Below are 17,795 nucleotides of genomic sequence, written 5' to 3'. Positions count from 1 at the left end.
AATGTTTTACTAAATGCAATGTGCAAGATTTGCAAAAAATACAAAATACAATATGTAAGTTTAAAATTTTGTGTTAGCATTTCACATAAAATTTAAATTACAAGGCGAGTTTATGAAAAAATCGTTTCTATTCACTTCAGAATCCGTAACAGAAGGACATCCAGATAAAATGGCTGACCAAATCAGCGATGCAGTGCTTGATTATATTATTGAGCGTGATAAAAAAGCTCGTGTAGCGTGTGAAACGCTTGTGAGCAATGGTTTTTGTGTTATTGCAGGCGAACTAAAAACAAGTGTGTATGCGCCTATGCAAGAAATTGCGCGCAAAGTAGTGCAAGAAATTGGCTACACAGACGCACTTTATGGTTTTGATTATCGTTCAGCAGCAGTGCTTAATGGCATTGGTGAGCAAAGCCCAGATATTAATCAAGGTGTAGATAGAGAAGATGGCGAAATTGGTGCAGGCGACCAAGGACTTATGTTTGGTTATGCGTGTAAAGAGACACCTTCACTTATGCCTCTGCCTATTTGGCTCTCTCATCGCCTTACGGAAGGTTTGGCAAAAAAAAGAAAAGATGGCACTCTACCTTTTTTGCGCCCCGATGGCAAATCACAAGTAACCGTGCGCTATGAAGATGGCAAACCTGTGAGTATTGATACGATTGTTATCTCAACCCAACATAGCCCAGAAACGCAACAAAGTCATTTAAAAGATGCTGTAATTGAAGAAATCGTGCAAAAAGTGCTTCCACAAGAATATTTAAATGATAATATTCGCTATTTTGTTAATCCTACAGGCAAGTTTGTTATTGGAGGACCACAAGGTGATGCAGGCTTGACAGGGCGCAAAATCATTGTAGATACTTATGGCGGAAGCTGCCCTCACGGCGGCGGTGCATTCAGCGGCAAAGACCCTAGTAAAGTGGATAGAAGTGCTGCATATGCAGCACGCTATGTTGCTAAGAATCTCGTAGCAAGCGGTGTATGTGATAAAGCCATTGTGCAAGTAGCCTATGCTATTGGGGTAGTAGAACCTGTTTCAATTCTTGTTGATACGCAAGGCACGGGAAAAGTTGAAGATTCTAAACTCACTGAATGCGTAAAAGCAGTATTTCGTTTAACACCTAAGGGTATTATAGAATCGCTTGATTTACTCCGTCCAATCTATCGTAAAACAGCAGCTTATGGACATTTTGGACGCGAATTAAACGAATTTAGCTGGGAAAAAACAGATAAAGTTGAAGCAATTAAAGATTTTTGTGGTATAAAATAAATTATAGAAATTTCTTATACAAATCTGCGATTTTTAGATTCTCTATGCGATACTTTACTTGGAGATTCTTTTTTTGCAGATGTATTTTCCTCATCTTTGGCATTTTTGCCCTTTACACTTAATAAAATTGGCACACCTTCAAAATCAAATTGCTCCCTTAACATATTGATAATATATCGCTTGTAGCTAAAATGCAAACTTTCTGGGCGATTGCTCACAAGCGCAATTTGTGGCGGATGTGTGGCATATTGCGTAGCATAATAAATTTTGACAATCTTGCCGTGATCGCTTGGAATATGATGATGTGCTACTGCTTGAGCGATAACATCATTAAGCGCACTTGTAGGGATTCTATATGCAAAACGCTGATAAACCTTCAAAATTTCCTTTTTAAGTTTATCAATATTACGCCCATTAAGAGCACTCAATGTCATCACTGGAGCGAAAGAAAGAAATGGGAATCTATGCTTAAATTCTTTGATGATTTCTTTATATTCCTTATGCTTTTTGTCCCATTTATTTAGCACAACAATCACTCCCAAAGCGTGTTTAGGAATAAGAGAGCTAATTTTTTCATCTAATTCAACAAAACTTTCGCTCGCATCAAGAACTAAAATCACAATATGACTTTGGGCAAGTGCTGCATTTGTGCGTAAAAGTGCAAATTTTTCAATCCCCCAAATCTTACTCGCGCGTCTAATCCCTGCCGTATCCACAAATCTTACTCTTTTGCCCTCTATATCCATTTCATCATCTACAGGATCAATAGTCGTTCCAGCCACTTCACTTACTACACTTCTCTCTTTACCCAAAAGTGCATTTAAGAGGGAGCTTTTGCCTACATTTACGCGTCCAATAATCCCAACAGCAATGTTTTCCTCACTCTTATTTGGAGTAGATTCTAAAATACCCAAAAACTCCTCTAAACTCTCATCAATCTCTTCGTTATCCATTTGTGAGCGCAAATTATTACTTAAAGATTGCTCCTTTGCAAGAGAGAGGAGTTCAAAAATAGCTTCAAGCAAAATACTTAACCCACGATTGTGATGCACAGAAATAAAATACATCTGTTCTGCACCAAAACACGCAAAATCCCACGCTTGTTGCTTGATTTTATCATTATCAACCTTATTGATAACAAGCACAAGCGGTTTTTTAGCCTTTTGAATTGTGCGAAAATATGCAATATCATCATCTTGAGGCACAACATTCCCATCAACCATATATAAAACCAAATCTGCCTCTTGCCCTGCTTTTAGCGAATTGGCAGATACTTTGGCAAATAAACCCTCTGCCTTATCAATTCCACCTGTATCAAGTAGTTCTACTTCTACGCCACTTATATCAAAACACGCTCTTTTTACATCACGCGTTGTCCCACTTACATCTGAAGTGATAGCTAAATGTTGCTTGATAAGTCGATTAAAAAGGGAGCTTTTGCCTACATTGGGTTTGCCCAAAATTGCAATTGTTTTCATTGAGATTCTCTATTTGATAAAATATTTTTACAAGACATCTTAGCCAAAGTTGGATTAAAGTTGGATTTTAGATTGATAAAATAACTTTTTGATAATTTCGCTTAAAACCCCTTGCAAATACCAAATATCAGGCTTTATAATACTCATTTTTGCTTACTTAAGATGTGAAAATAAAAAGGGGAATAAAATATTTAAAGACTTTTTATAGCTTCTTTTAATAAAATATTTTTCCAACGATATTTTATTAAACTTAGATTCGGATTAGCAATAAGGAAGCACAAATGAGAGTATCTCTGCATCTCGCCATCTGCTGTATATATCTTGAATTAAGCATACTTATCACAGGCTGCGCAAAAACAAATGCACCCTTAGAAAATCAACCCTCTGCTAAACAAGCTCAGGAAGAAAGTGTCAAATCCCAATCTCATTTTAAAACAAAATCAAAATTTGAAGAAGTCTATGTCAATGAAGGTATAATCTTTATACTAAAAGAAGATGATGCAAATATTGCCCTCTATGGTAAATCTTACGCACTTTTACCTCGCTCTAAAGCTCTTAAAGCATTTCTTAATCAGCAAAAATCAATATTTGATGTGCGCACGCTTCGCTCCAACAAGAGTATGACGCAAATTTACAATCAAGGTAAAAATATTCTTTTTTATTACTCAAGCACCAAAGGCTCAAATCTCTATAATAGAATCGCTCCTAAACGCTTTAAACTCACGCTTGAAGAATTTAGCGATGAAAGTAAAGAACCTCACGAAATCTTACAAATTTATAGAATCCATCATTTTAACAAAGCCATTTTAAATACGCCTTGTATTATTGTCCAAAGTAATCAATTTATCCGTGATAGGGCACGGAGTGAAATGCTCATTAATCTTGATAAACATATCAATGCCAAGCTTTTAAGTCAAAAAGAAACAGAACTTTTCTTAGAATGCTCCATAGAAGAAAATGAAGATATTTCAAACCAAATAAGCCAAATATAAAATGACATTACCTATAATACAAAACATTTAACTTTACTTTTTAAAGGCTATTCTTTATGCGAGGTTTTAAAATCTTTAGTGGTTCAGCTCATACACTTTTTAGCAATGAAGTTGCCAAATGTCTTGATATTTCCCTCTCTAAAACAACAATCAACCGCTTTAGCGATGGTGAGATTAATGTGCAAATTGGAGAATCTGTGCGTGGCAAAGACATTTTTATTATTCAACCTACTTGTGCTCCAGCAAATGACCATTTAATGGAACTTCTTATTATGACTGATGCACTTAAACGCAGTGGAGCAAAAAATATCAATGCAGTGATTCCATATTTTGGCTATGCAAGACAAGATAGAAAAGTAGTCCCACGCGTGCCCATTACTGCTAAACTTGTAGCAAATCTCATAGAACAAAGCGGTATCCACCGCGTCATCACAATGGATTTACACGCAGAGCAGATTCAAGGATTTTTTGACATACCCGTGGATAACCTCTATGGTTCTATTGTATTTCGTGACTATTTGAAAACTAAATCCTTTAAAAATCCTATTGTTGCTTCACCTGATATTGGAGGTGTAGCGAGAGCTAGACATTTTGCTGATAGAATCGGAATGGATTTGGTTATCGTAGATAAAAAGCGTGAGAGGGCAAATGAAAGTGAGGTGATGAATATCATCGGTGATGTAGATGGCAAAGACGTCATTCTCATAGATGATATGATTGACACTGCTGGGACAATGTGCAAAGCCGCTGATGTGCTCAAATCTCGTGGTGCCAATAGTGTTATTGCATTAGGTACACACCCTGTGCTTAGTGGTCCAGCACTTGAGAGAATAGCCAAAAGTGCGCTTGATGAAGTTGTGGTAACAAACTCTATTCCTCTGCGCGTTGCACACCCAAAAATTAAAGTTTTAAGTGTTGCACCACTTTTTGCAGAGGTTATCCGTAGAATCTGCCATAATGAAAGTGTCAATTCACTCTTCTTCTAAATCGTTATGGGAAATATAGAAATTATAAGCCTCTTAAGCATTGCTTTTTTTGCCTCATTTGGGCATTGCATAGGTATGTGCGGAGGTATAGTATTAGCATATAGCACACTTTATATGCCTGTGCAAGATTCGCAAGTAAGCACAGCTTCACACACTTTACAAAAGCCAAAAAGCCATATCACATCTTTTATCTCCTCATTCATTACACAAATACCCTTTCACCTCCTTTATCATTGCGGTAAAACTACTACTTATGCTATACTTGGTTTCTTAGCTGGGAGCATAGGATATATTGCTTCACCAAATAATGAAATAAAATATGCAATAATGCTTATTGTAGGCACGCTTCTTGTCATTTTTGGCATAGGAATAGCGTGGCTACCTAAAGTTACGAGATTTTTACATACACCACTTCCTTTTCAATCACTTAGCAAAATAATGTGTTTTTTGCTCACAAAAGGTTCAATATGGCGACTTTATGCACTTGGCTTATGCAATGGATTACTCCCTTGCGGCATAGTCTATTATTTTCTACTCACTGCCGCGGTATCTGGCAGCGGTATCAATGGCGCAATCACAATGTGCCTTTTTGGCATAGCTGCTACACCTGCATTACTTGCACTAGGTCTTATAAGCACAAAAATGCAAAATAAGCGAATATTATTTTTGCGACTTGGAGGCGTGGGTATGATAGGCTTTGGTTGCTATGAAATATATAAAGCTCTTAGGGCTCTAGGATTTATAAGTGCTTGATTAATACAAAAGAAACACAGCTTTTTTGTATTATAATTTTTTATGTTTTGATATTTTATGACATTAAATTTATGGCAAAATTATAAATTATAGGAAACGGATATTCTTAGTTCTACATTAAACTTGAGAGAAAGTAAAGTGAAAATCTAAAAAAATTGCACAAAATTTATAAAATACTCACAAAAAATAAATAAAATTTGTTATAAATACTCTAAATATTTTGAGGAGAGTTTATGCAAAAATGTGCATTTTTTGATAGAGATGGAGTGATTAATCAAGATAATGGCTATGTATATAAAATTAAAGACTTTATCTTTTGTGATGGGCTTTTTGCATTACTAGAGACACTTAAAGCACAAAATTACCTCTTACTTGTTATTACAAATCAATCTGGCATTGCGCGCGGCTATTATAACGAATCTGATTTGAACACACTTCATCAATATATGCAAGAGAGACTCAAAGCACAACTTGGCTTTGGTTTTGATAGAATCTATCACTGCCCTCATTTACCGAGCGAAAATTGTGATTGTCGGAAACCTAAAATAGGTATGATTAAAGCGGCTTGCAGAGATTTTAATATTGATTTAGCACATTCATTTTTTATAGGCGATAAAATTACAGATATGCAATGTGCACAAAATGCACATATTAATGGGAAATTTTTACTAGGAGAGGCACAAGTAAATGATAATTCGCTTAAAAATGTGCAAAAGATTGCAACTTTACACCAACTCCATAGTATAATAAAAGAATCTCACTTTTAAAGGAGCAAGTATGAAATACATTTATGATGACCTTGCAGAAAAAAAAATACTCATTACAGGTGGAGCTGGATTCATTGGAAGCAATCTCGCCTTTTATTTTCAAAAACATCACCCACTTGCTCAAGTATATGTATTTGATAAGTTTCGTAATGATGAGACTTTCCCTAGTGGCAACCCAACAACACTTGGACATTTTAAGAATCTTATTGGTTTTAAAGACAAAGTGATTGTAGGCGATATTAATAATCCTAGCGATTTAGAAAAGCTTAAATCTTATGATTTTGACATTATCTTTCATCAAGCTGCTATTTCTGATACCACCGTGCTTAATCAAGAGCTTGTTATGAAAACTAATCACGAATCATTCTTGCGCTTGCTTGATATTGCCACTCAATCCCAAGCAATGGTTATCTATGCTTCATCGGCTGGAACTTATGGTAATTCTCCTGCACCCAATAGTGTAGGAAGCGGCGAAATGCCGGAAAATATTTATGGATATTCTAAACTCTGTATGGACGAAAGTGTAAGGAGGATTCTTACTTCAAATCCTAGTTATCCTATTATTGGATTAAGATATTTTAATGTTTATGGAGAGAGGGAATTTTATAAAGGCAAAACTGCCTCAATGATTTTGCAACTTGGACTACAAGCACTTAAACATAAAAAAGTGAGACTCTTTAAATATGGTGAGCAAAAGCGAGATTTTGTCTATATTAAAGATGTTATTCAAGCTAATATCAAAGCCATAGAATCTATGCAAAGTGGTATTTATAATGTCGGCAGTGGCGAGGCAAGAAGCTTTAATGATATTATTGCGTGTCTTAAAGATGGAATTGGAGATTTTGAAGTGGAATATTTTGATAATCCTTATGCTTTTTTCCAAACTCATACACAAGCTGATATTGCTTCTACAAAAGAACATCTCTCTTATATGCCACGTTTTAGTCTTGAAGAAGGCATAAAGACATACCTTAAAGAAATCAAAGCAATTTTTGAACGTGAAAATCCAAAAATATAATATTAAGGATAAAAGAGTAGATAATGTTTGGTTTAGAATCTAAGAGTCCTAAAATTCTTGTTATTGGTGATTTAATGATAGATCATTATGTATGGGGAAGCTGTGAGCGTATCTCGCCTGAAGCTCCTGTGCAAGTAGTAGATGTCAAAGATGAAAATAATCGCTTAGGTGGAGCGTGCAATGTCGTGCATAATCTCATTGCTTTGAATGCACAAGTCTTTGTGTGTGGCGTTGTGGGTAATGATGAGGCAGGATTCTGGCTTGGTGAAAAATTAGAATCTATGGGGGTGGATATTTCTTATCTTTTTGTAGATACTTCGCGTCCTACGACTAAAAAAACGCGTGTTATCATTGCTAATCAACAAGTTTTACGCGTAGATAGGGAAAGTAAAACGCCCATAGATTCTCATATTCATAATAATATTGTCCAACATCTCCACGCTGTGCTTGATGAAGTGGATTGTATTATTATTTCTGATTATGGCAAGGGATTATTAAATGATGAACTCACACATTTTGTCATTGATTATGCAAAAAGTAAATCTAAGCTTGTCCTCTGCGACCCTAAAGGCAAAGATTATAGTAAATACACAGGTGCAACACTCCTCACTCCTAATAAAAAAGAGGCTGAACTTGCCACAGGCATTACTATCTGCGATAAAGATTCGCTCATCAAAGCAGGTATGACACTCAAAACTCAATGCCAGCTTGATATTTCACTCATTACACTCAGCGAAGATGGGATTGGCATATTTGATAATAATCAAATACATATTATCCCTACTCGTGCAAAAGAAGTATATGATGTTACAGGTGCGGGAGATACGGTAATTGCTGCGCTTAGTTTTGCTCTAAGTAGTGGTTGTGATATTTTTCAAGCGTGTGAATTTGCAAATGTCGCAGCAGCAGTCGTTGTGGGTAAAGTTGGGAGTGCAGTTGCAACTCATAGTGAGATTCTACAATATATCCACACTCAACCCTCTAATCTACAGCAATATATAGAATCTAAAATCATCTCTCAAGAAAGTTTATTCACGCTCCTTAAAGACTTGAAACAAAGCAAAATCGTTTTTACAAATGGTTGCTTTGATATCTTACATATAGGACACTTGAGCTATCTCAACAAGGCACGTGATTTGGGCGATATTTTGATTGTGGGATTAAATGATGATGATTCTATAAAACGACTTAAAGGAAAGGAACGTCCTATCAATACCTTACATAATCGTGCCCTTATGCTTGCTGGCTTAGAATGTGTAGATTATGTAGTGAGCTTTTGTCAAGACACACCCTTAGAGCTTATTAAGGCTATTAAGCCCGATGTACTTGTCAAAGGCGGTGATTATCATAATAAGGAAGTTGTTGGGAAAGAATACGCCAAAGAAGTTGTGCTTATTGATTTTATTGAAGGGCACTCTACTTCAAATATCATAGAATCTATCCAAAGGAGCAAAATATGCAAACACTCATAGAATCTGAATTCAACGCTCATTTACAAAGCGCACAAAAGATTTTTACTCTCACCCCTGCAATACAAAAAGCAGCAGATATTCTTATTCAATCTCTTAAAAATGGGGGCAAAATTCTCATTTGTGGCAATGGTGGTAGCGCAGCTGATGCACAACATTTCGCTGCGGAACTCACAGGACGTTACAAAAGAGAACGAAAAGGCTTGGCAGGCATTGCTTTAAGTGTAGATACTTCTGCGCTTACAGCCATTGGCAATGATTATGGCTTTGAATATGTATTCTCACGACAAGTAGAATCTCTCGCACAAAAGGGCGATGTATTTTTTGGTATTTCTACAAGTGGCAATTCTCATAATGTTCTTAAAGCTGCACAAATAGCACGCGATATGGACTGCTTCGTTATCGGACTTAGTGGGCGTGATGGAGGAAAACTTAGTGCACTTTGTGATATTAATCTTATTATGCCAGATAATGACACGCCTAGAATCCAAGAATTACACATTTTAATTATTCATATTTTATGTGATATTATTGAAAGCGAATGTGGCGAAAATGGTAACACAAATGTTATTTCCTAAAACTATTCAATCTTTCCAAAACACGCAAAAACACGTTATCAAAGATACACTTTTTGATATGCTCCATAGTGATGGCATCAGTGTCTCATCGGTAGATTTAATCTTTGGACACTATTTTATATATGTTCTTCTAGGCGAGGGTATGCTTGCACCTGTGTTTTTATATGAAAAGCGCATTAGTTATAAACAATCTCAAACAAATGGTTTGCCTCGTCTGCATTTTTGTCAATGTGATAATATTCAAACTGACTTTAATCCAACAAATAAGCACCACACACTCACTCATCGCCATTACACCGCCAAGATTACAAAACGCAATGCTTTTAGCTTGAGCATCAAACAAGGAATAAGCGAAGTGGGATTATATAACGACTACCCACTTGAGCTCTGCCCATTATGCAGTGATATTTTAAAACAAATGAGAGAAGGACAAACTATTGATAGCACCTTGAGTGTATATGTCTTTAAAAATCAATATTTAGAACTTTTGGAAGCAAATCCCACCTTGCGGCAAAAAGAAATGATTGCTTTGCAAGTCGCCAATCTTGAATGCTATAAATGCAAAAAACATATTGATATAGATTCATCAATATGGATACAGATTCACGACAATATATTAAAAATTTGTTGTTGTTGATGCATCGTTTTTTTCCTTTTTTTGATACAATGTTATTTTATGCTTGAGTTTTGTTTTTTACTAAGGGGTTTTTATGAGTTTAACGCTAGGGATTGATATTGGTAGCACAACAGCAAAAGTCGCTCTTATGGACGGAGATGACATCATTTTTCAAGTGTATGAGCGACACTATTCAAAAGTGCGCGAAAAAAGCATACAAATCGTGCAAAGTATTGCTCAAATTATTGGCGATAGAGAATTTAAAGTTGCTATTTCAGGCTCTGCGGGATTTGGTATTTGCAAACTTACGGGGATTGATTTCGTGCAAGAAGTATTTGCTACAGCCGGAGCAGTGCGTCATCTTGTGCCTGATGCCGATGCAGTCATTGAGCTTGGCGGAGAAGATGCAAAGATTATATTTCTCACAGGTGGAACAGAGGAGCGTATGAATGGTTCTTGTGCAGGTGGAACAGGCGCATTTATTGACCAAATGGTAACTTTACTTGCAATTACACCAGAAGAATTTGATAATATTTCACTTAAATGCCAAAAACTCTACCCCATAGCATCTCGTTGTGGCGTATTTGCTAAAACTGACGTCCAGCCATTGCTTAATCAAGGTGTCAATAAAGAAGATATTACTGCAAGTATTTTTCAGGCTGTCGTAGATCAAACTATCACAGGATTAGCTCAAGGACGCAAAATTGAAGGGAAGATTCTCTTTCTTGGAGGACCGCTTTTTTATTATAAGGGCTTGCAAGAGCGATTTGCAAAAACTTTAAAACTTGATAAAGAACACGCCATTTTTCCTGATTTTGCACAATATGCCGTGGCGATTGGCGTCTCCCTTCAAGCACGTGAGTTAGAAAAAACTTATACTTGTCAGTCACTCATTACCATACTTGAAGAAAGCAAAAACACTACTTCAAGCAATAAATATCTTGAGCCGCTTTTCGCTTCAGAATCTGATTATAATGCCTTTATTGCACGGCACGAAAGTGCAAGTGTAGAAGAAATAGAAATTGAGCAAGCCTACAAGGCAAATAATCATCACAAAATTGATGTGTATATCGGCATAGATTGCGGAAGCACAACAACAAAGCTTGTTATGCTTGATAGTCATAATGCCATTGTATATCAATATTATAATTCTAACAAAGGCAATCCCGTAGAAGTCATATCAACGCAACTTACTTACATTTATGAACATTTTGGTGATAAAATCAACATTAAAGGAAGTGCGGTTACTGGCTATGGTGAAGAGCTTATAAAGGCTGCCTTTACCTTAGACGCTGGACTTGTAGAAACAATGGCACATCTTAAGGCTGCTAAATACTTTAATCCTAAAGTAGATTTTATCATTGATATTGGCGGACAAGATATGAAATGCTTTTATATCAAAAACCAAACCATAGATTCTATAATGCTTAATGAAGCGTGTAGCTCAGGTTGCGGAAGTTTTATTGAAACTTTTGCAAAATCTATGGGTTATGATATACAAACTTTTTCTAAGCTTGGTTTAGAATCCAAACAACCTGTGGAGCTTGGAAGCCGCTGCACGGTGTTTATGAATAGCTCGGTTAAAGAAGCACAAAAAGAGGGTGCGAGCATTGAAGATATTAGTGCTGGGCTTTCTATGAGTGTAGTTAAAAATGCTATTTATAAAGTTATACGTGCACGCGATGCAGATGATTTGGGTAAGCAAATTGTCGTGCAAGGTGGAACATTCCTCAACAATGCAGTGCTTAGAAGCTTTGAGAAAGAAATCGGTAGAGAGGTTGTGCGACCCAAAATCAGCGGACTTATGGGAGCATTTGGCGCAGCATTATATGCAAAAGACTTAGGGTTAGAACATTCAAGCACAATGAAACAAGAGGAATTAGCCACTTTCAAACATACTGCAACCGCAAGTGTATGTAAAATCTGTGGGAATAATTGCCATTTAACGATTAATCGCTTTGGCGAGGGCAAAAAGTTTATATCAGGTAATCGCTGTGATAAGCCACTAGGCTTTAAAAAGCTCCTCTTTTTGCCCAACTTGTATGATTATAAACTCAATAAAATTAAATCTCTTTGTGCTTATGAAAATATGGACAAATCTCGCCTCACAAAGGGAAAAATAGGTATTCCCTTAGGGCTTAATATGTATGAGAATCTGCCTTTTTGGCATACATTGCTTAGCGAATTGGGCTATGAAGTGGTAGTCTCTGATATTACCACACGAAAGACCTTTTCCTTAGGACAATATAGTATCCCAAGCGATACGGTATGCTACCCTGCTAAGCTCCTGCACGGACATATTGAGAATCTTTTGAAAAAAGGGGTGGATAAAATCTTTTATCCTTGTATGAGTTATAGTTTTGCTGGCGATGAAAAACACAAAGATTCAAGCACAAATAATTATAATTGCCCTGTTGTAGCTTATTATCCCGAACTTTTAAATGCAAATGTTGATAAATTACGAGAAGTAAGCTTTTTTTATCCGTATTTTGGATTACATCAAAAAGAAGATTTTAAGAAAAAGGGCTTTGTATTTTTCAAAAAAGAATTGGGTGCGGATAAAAAGTCATTCCTCAAGGCAGTAGAAAAAGCCTATGAAGTGCGTGATGAATGGCTAAGTGATGTAAAACTACAAGGCGAAAAAGCTCTACATTTCGCACGAGCAAATAAACTCAAGGCTATTGTGTTATGCGGACGTCCATATCATATTGACCCAGAAATCAATCACGGCATTGATAAGCTCATTAATTCTTTAGGGCTTGTTGTGCTAAGTGAGGATAGTGTCGAGCATTTAGCAGATGCGGGAGAACTTCATATCCTTAATCAGTGGAGCTATCATTCACGGCTTTATAATGCAGCAGCCTTTGTAAGTAGTGATGAGAATCTTGAGCTTGTGCAGCTTGTAAGCTTTGGTTGCGGAATAGATTCTATTACAACTGATGAAGTGCGCGAGATTTTAGAATCTCACGGGAAATTCTACACTCAGCTCAAAATTGATGAAATCAGCAATTTAGGCGCGGTAAAAATCAGAATCCGAAGTCTGCTTGGAGCAATGGAAGAAAAACAAGCGCAAAAAAATGCAAAAATTTTGCTACAATCAACTCAAATACTTGAGAATGCTTAAATTTATTTATAAAGGAATCCTATGACACAAAAAATGACCCCTCATATTAATTCTTGGCAAACGCCAGATTCTCAATCGTTGATTATCAAAACAGAAAATAAGCGCGAACTTAAACGCGTGCCATTTACTGCAGAGATGAAGCAAACACATACAATTCTTGTGCCGATGATGTTGCCTGTTCATTTTGAATTGCTTGTAAAAATCTTGCACTTACACGGCTATAATGCGGAGCTTTTGCATAATGATGGGAAAGGCGTGGTAGATGAAGGTTTGCGCAATGTCCATAATGATACTTGTTATCCTGCATTGCTTGTGATTGGGCAAATGATTGATGCGCTTAAAAGTGGTAAGTGGGATTTGCAAAAAGTCGCATTACTGATTACGCAAACAGGAGGGGGTTGTCGTGCAAGTAATTATATTTATCTCTTGCGAAAAGCTCTCAATAAAGCGGGATTTGGGAATATTCCTGTTATCTCTCTTAATTTTAGTGGATTAGAAGCTGACCAAGGCTTTAGCGTTACGCGCCCAATGCTACAAAATCTTTTAAACGCAATTGTGTATGGGGATTTGATAATGCATATTGCTAATCAATGCCGTCCTTATGAGAAAAATAAAGGTGATACCGATGCAATGGTAGATAAATGGGTGCGTCGCATTACAAGTGAGGGCACGAATGAGGGATTAAGAAAATATAGTGCGCTCAAAAAAGATATGAAACTTATCCTTGATGATTTTGCCTCTATCCCTAGAGATACCAAGCAAAAAGTGCGCGTAGGCATTGTAGGTGAGATTTATATCAAATTCTCTCCGCTTGGCAATAATAATCTTGAAGATTTCCTTTTAGCAGAAGATTGTGAGGTTGTAATTCCGGGCTTTATGGACTTTTGCTTGTATTGTATCAATGATACAATTGTGGGTGGCAAAATGTATGGTGGCACACTTATGCAAGCGCTTATTTATCGTGTGGTGTATTGGTTTTTTGCAAGCAAACAAATTGATACAATTAAAGCCATTAAAAAGCACGGTGTATTTAGAGCACCCACTGCGTTTAAATACACGAAAAAAGCGGTGCAAGGCTATGTCTCTGAAGGTATGAATATGGGCGAGGGGTGGTTGCTTACTGCTGAAATGCTTGAACTCATTGAGCAAGGTGTGGAAAACATTGTTTGCACCCAACCTTTTGGTTGTCTGCCTAATCATATTGTAGGACGCGGTATGATGAAAACGATAAAAGAGCGCAACCCACAAAGCAATATCGTCTCCATTGACTATGACCCGGGTGCGACAAAAGTTAATCAAGAAAATCGCATCAAGCTTATGTTAAGCAATGCTAAAAAGGCGCACACTGCAAATGCTTAATGCGCATTTATGCGCACCCAAGCAAGTGAGTAAAATTGTAACTTATATAAGATTGTATTCAGTATTCAAGGGGGTTTCATACTCTCTTTTCTTTTTATACACCCCCACATATTACTTAACCTAAAAGTAATGCTCAATACATTAATAAAAATTTAAACTTTATTATGGAAATATGACTAAGACTACTTAAAACTTGATAGTTTTTTTGTAAAGTCAATTTTTACATTTCAATATAAGGAGTTCGTATGAACAAATTTGGTTTGGTTTTGACTTTATGTTTGGGTTTAGCTTTTAGTCCGCTTTGTGCATTAGAATCTACTTCACAAAAGAATGCACACAATGCGCAAAACACATCTCTTAGTCAAGCTGATGCAGCATTTCTTTTTACTGCAAATGCAAACAATCTTAATGTAGTGGCTTTAAGTGATGAGGAAATGCAAAAGACAGAGGGAGAAGGAGTTATCCTTACTGCTGTAACAACAGCATATAAAGCGTATAAGTATTATGAAACAGGCAAACAAGTAGTCAAAGTAGTCAAAAAGATCAAAAAATGGTTTAGATAAGCTGGGGGGGATGAATAGTGAAACATTTCCGCAAAATATTTTTAGGTTGCTCTCTCTTTGGTGCAGTATGTGCGTATGCGGGTGAATATAGTGCGTCAAAAATAGGTATAGGCGGTGTATATAGCCTTCAACAACCAAGTGGGGAAAAAGACATCACTAATACAGGTGGTTATGTGGCTCTAAGAGGGAGAAGTTCTTTGCTTCAGGAAAGATTTTTGTTGCAATTTGATGTTGAAACAAATTTTGGTAAAGACAAAAGAGATAGAAGCAAAAGCAATTCATTTCGTATGAGCAATGTCCTCTTGGGTGCTGGGGTAAATCTCCTCACTCCAAATGCCCCACTCTATCTTAGCGTAATAGGTAGTCTTGATAATTTTGAATACTCAGCTTCAAATAATTGGATTGATAGTAGACTTATGCTTGTGGGAGCTGATTTGCAAGGTTTCATAAAAAGAAATCGCTTAACCTTTGAATATAATGTGGGCTATCACTATATGCTATCGGGCTATTATAAACAACAAAATGATGATATTGACGTAGATGGTTCTAGCTATGCTATTAAAGGTGGGGTAGGATTTGTATATGACATTACAGAGGAAATAGGTTTTTTTATGAATCTTCGTGCAAAATACTACAATCTAGCAACTTCTAAGTTCAATGCAACTTTTACTCGTCCTGCTACTAAACATTTCTTAGGTGGAGTAGAAGTAGGGATTAAGTTCTAAGGAGGCTTGAGAGATTCTTTAATAATAGAATCTCTAGGCTTGATGTTTCTAGGTTTTTTGCTACTTGAAGGTAGTATAAAGACTTAATTTTTGAAATAAATATTAAGGATTTTTTATGAATAAGAATATTACAGCTTTAACTTTATCTTTGGGTTTAGCTTTTAGTCCGCTGTGTGCGTTAGAATCTACTTATAAAAAGAATATGCAAAATACATCTCTTAGTCAAGCTGATGCAAATTTTCTCTTTGCTAGTAATGCTAGTCATCTTAATGTAGTGGCTTTAAGTGATGAGGAAATGGGGGTAGCAGCAGGAGAATTTTGGCCGATATTAATGGGGTTAGGATTAAGTTTTTTATCCTATTTAAATGCCCCAGCACCAAATGACCCTATTTATAGTGGCAAACCTCCATTTTGATTTATAGGCAATAGTGTAACAAGACAAATCTCCGTTACACTATCTTAACTTCAAATATAAGAGCTACAATTATGGCATTTATTTTGGAACAAATATTTATATGGCTTACTTTTCTTATTTTGCTTTGCACAAATTATTTGCTTTTTTCTTTTAAATATATGCATAAGTTTGAGTTTGTGGCTGTATTGATTGGCTATGTATGTATAATAGCCATATTTTTATGGGGGACTTCTTCTAGAGAACCTATAAATATCAGCTCGGTATTTGCTTCTTTAAACATAAATATTTGGATAACACTTTGTATTGGGCTATATGCATTTTTTATCTGCTTTATTTTGTTGAAAGTAATCAAAAGAAAAAATGAACAGAGATATTTTTATATCTTTTCAACTATCATCATTTGTTTGCTTATCCTTAATATAGGCAACAACATCGTATAACTTTTTATTATCAAAATTTTCTAAAGAATAAAAACCCATAATAATATTAATAAACTAAATTAAGTGTTTTTTATTAAATGTAATATACAATGTAAAACTCTTAAAATATGTTTTAAAGAACATATTTTAATATTTAAGGAGTTCTTTATGAACAAACTTGGTTTGGTTTTGACTTTATGTTTGGGTTTAGCTTTTAGTCCGCTTTGTGCATTAGAATCTACTTCACAAAAGAATGCACACCATGCGCAAAACACATCTCTTAGTCAAGCTGATGCAGCATTTCTTTTTACTGCAAATGCAAACAATCTTAATGTAGTGGCTTTAAGTGATGAGGAAATGAGATTGATAGAGGGGTAAATTATGAATTGCTTAATCAAATTAAAATATTGTTGTCTCATACTTCTTCTTTGCTGTGGGTTGTGTGCTAATGTATGGGCGTATAAATGTTCGGATACAAGCTGTGATGACTTACGCATTGGTTTGGGAGTATATTATGGTGATATGAATGCCTCTTCCAACCCAAAAGCCACAAGCTATGGCGGATACATACCTGTATCTGTAGGGAAACACTGGCGTTGGTTTGGCATAGGAGCTGATTTTCTAGGAGGAATATCTCACTCACAGATTGAGGGCTCCCTCATCGGAGCAAATGCTCCTGCTAAAGATATAGGAAACTTTGTATCTGCTAAACCTCGCGTAGGTATCAATCTCGGCTCACTGGAAAATCCGCTCTTTATCTCTGTTATCGTGCCTCTTGAGGTTTATGACTTTAGGATACAAAAGGGTAATCACCTCCAAAGTGCCTTTGTATTTATAGGTGGAAGTATTTCGGGACGCAAGAGTCTTAATAAAGCTGCCCTAGAGTATGGATTAAGTTATAGCTATGCAGTAGGCTCAAATCAAGGGCATACTTTCAAATATCAAGGCACTGGAGATTCTGGGCGTTTAAATATTGATGGCGGGAGTTTGTGGGAGGGTTCTTTGGGCATAGTATTTGGCAAAAATATGGCTCAATCTTATGAAAAAAGCCCTGTGTATTACACAAAGCTTAAGGTGCGATATTTTGATTTAAATGCCGGCTCTTCTAAAAATACTACTCCTGCTTTTACCTATCCTGCGACAAAAAATCTTGTCGCTATGCTTGAATTTGGCGTAAGTTTGGATTTTCGCTATTAATTGAAATGCAACATTTGAGTAAAGATAAAATCAAGATTTAATACAAGGAGTTCTTATAAACAA

General features: G+C 36.2%; 17 protein-coding genes. 16 read left to right on the top strand and 1 reads right to left on the bottom strand.

Translation table 11 applies throughout. The annotated features are described in order from the left end of the window. Nucleotides 1-112: 112 nt before the first annotated feature. Nucleotides 113-1,273 (top strand): methionine adenosyltransferase, encoded by a 1,161-nt coding sequence (gene metK / locus HH_RS07470; RefSeq protein ID WP_011116380.1) that lies wholly within the window; start codon nucleotides 113-115, stop codon nucleotides 1,271-1,273. Nucleotides 1,274-1,287: 14 nt separating this feature from the next. Here metK and der read toward each other — a convergent pair whose 3' ends face one another. Then, the gene (der, locus tag HH_RS07465) at nucleotides 1,288-2,751 is read right to left on the bottom strand and encodes a ribosome biogenesis GTPase Der (RefSeq protein WP_011116379.1); all 1,464 of its coding nucleotides are present in this window, start codon (nucleotides 2,749-2,751) and stop codon (nucleotides 1,288-1,290) included. A gap of 281 nt (nucleotides 2,752-3,032) precedes the next feature. On the opposite strand from der, the gene HH_RS07460 reads away from it, so the two are divergent. From HH_RS07460 to HH_RS07385, 15 genes are all read left to right on the top strand, one after another. Continuing rightward, nucleotides 3,033-3,743, top strand: coding sequence for a hypothetical protein (locus tag HH_RS07460; RefSeq protein ID WP_011116377.1), 711 nt, complete (start codon nucleotides 3,033-3,035; stop codon nucleotides 3,741-3,743). A gap of 56 nt (nucleotides 3,744-3,799) precedes the next feature. After that, nucleotides 3,800-4,729, top strand: coding sequence for a ribose-phosphate pyrophosphokinase (locus tag HH_RS07455; RefSeq protein ID WP_011116376.1), 930 nt, complete (start codon nucleotides 3,800-3,802; stop codon nucleotides 4,727-4,729). A 6-nt stretch (nucleotides 4,730-4,735) separates the two neighbouring features. Next, nucleotides 4,736-5,482 carry a sulfite exporter TauE/SafE family protein gene (locus HH_RS07450; protein WP_011116375.1) on the top strand — a complete coding sequence of 249 codons (747 nt, stop codon included), beginning with the start codon at nucleotides 4,736-4,738 and terminating at the stop codon, nucleotides 5,480-5,482. 233 nt (nucleotides 5,483-5,715) lie between these two features. Beyond that, nucleotides 5,716-6,249: a D-glycero-alpha-D-manno-heptose-1,7-bisphosphate 7-phosphatase gene (locus HH_RS07445; protein WP_011116374.1), complete on the top strand. Its 534-nt coding sequence runs from the start codon at nucleotides 5,716-5,718 to the stop codon at nucleotides 6,247-6,249. 10 nt (nucleotides 6,250-6,259) lie between these two features. Next, a complete protein-coding gene (rfaD, locus tag HH_RS07440; RefSeq protein WP_011116373.1) occupies nucleotides 6,260-7,267 on the top strand; it encodes an ADP-glyceromanno-heptose 6-epimerase in 1,008 nt (335 codons plus the stop codon). A gap of 23 nt (nucleotides 7,268-7,290) precedes the next feature. Next, complete coding sequence (gene rfaE1, locus HH_RS07435) at nucleotides 7,291-8,739, top strand: D-glycero-beta-D-manno-heptose-7-phosphate kinase (protein ID WP_011116372.1); 1,449 nt, start codon at nucleotides 7,291-7,293, stop codon at nucleotides 8,737-8,739. Next, complete coding sequence (gene gmhA / locus HH_RS07430) at nucleotides 8,724-9,314, top strand: D-sedoheptulose 7-phosphate isomerase (RefSeq protein ID WP_011116371.1); 591 nt, start codon at nucleotides 8,724-8,726, stop codon at nucleotides 9,312-9,314. The genes rfaE1 and gmhA overlap by 16 nt, the downstream gene beginning before the upstream one ends. Beyond that, nucleotides 9,289-9,951, top strand: coding sequence for a hypothetical protein (locus tag HH_RS07425; RefSeq protein ID WP_226989484.1), 663 nt, complete (start codon nucleotides 9,289-9,291; stop codon nucleotides 9,949-9,951). Before gmhA ends, HH_RS07425 begins: the two co-directional genes overlap by 26 nt. Nucleotides 9,952-10,024: 73 nt before the next feature. Beyond that, nucleotides 10,025-13,054 (top strand): acyl-CoA dehydratase activase, encoded by a 3,030-nt coding sequence (locus HH_RS07420; protein ID WP_011116369.1) that lies wholly within the window; start codon nucleotides 10,025-10,027, stop codon nucleotides 13,052-13,054. A 21-nt stretch (nucleotides 13,055-13,075) separates the two neighbouring features. Continuing rightward, nucleotides 13,076-14,413: a 2-hydroxyacyl-CoA dehydratase gene (locus tag HH_RS07415; protein ID WP_011116368.1), complete on the top strand. Its 1,338-nt coding sequence runs from the start codon at nucleotides 13,076-13,078 to the stop codon at nucleotides 14,411-14,413. Nucleotides 14,414-14,658: 245 nt separating this feature from the next. Beyond that, complete coding sequence (locus HH_RS07410; RefSeq protein ID WP_011116367.1) at nucleotides 14,659-14,976, top strand: hypothetical protein; 318 nt, start codon at nucleotides 14,659-14,661, stop codon at nucleotides 14,974-14,976. 17 nt (nucleotides 14,977-14,993) lie between these two features. Beyond that, nucleotides 14,994-15,701, top strand: a complete 708-nt coding sequence (locus tag HH_RS07405; RefSeq protein ID WP_011116366.1) for a hypothetical protein — start codon at nucleotides 14,994-14,996, stop codon at nucleotides 15,699-15,701. A 115-nt stretch (nucleotides 15,702-15,816) separates the two neighbouring features. Beyond that, the gene (locus tag HH_RS09750) at nucleotides 15,817-16,116 is read left to right on the top strand and encodes a hypothetical protein (RefSeq protein WP_011116365.1); all 300 of its coding nucleotides are present in this window, start codon (nucleotides 15,817-15,819) and stop codon (nucleotides 16,114-16,116) included. Nucleotides 16,117-16,703: 587 nt separating this feature from the next. Continuing rightward, a complete protein-coding gene (locus tag HH_RS07390; RefSeq protein WP_041309129.1) occupies nucleotides 16,704-16,913 on the top strand; it encodes a hypothetical protein in 210 nt (69 codons plus the stop codon). 3 nt (nucleotides 16,914-16,916) lie between these two features. After that, entirely contained in the window at nucleotides 16,917-17,732 is an 816-nt protein-coding gene (locus HH_RS07385; RefSeq protein ID WP_011116362.1) for a hypothetical protein, read from the top strand. Nucleotides 17,733-17,795 lie beyond the last annotated feature (63 nt).

Source organism: Helicobacter hepaticus ATCC 51449 (genome assembly GCF_000007905.1).
In the GTDB taxonomy this organism is placed as follows: domain Bacteria; phylum Campylobacterota; class Campylobacteria; order Campylobacterales; family Helicobacteraceae; genus Helicobacter_C; species Helicobacter_C hepaticus.
Note: the sequence above shows the minus strand (reverse complement) of the source record. Positions and strands in the feature narration are given on the sequence as shown.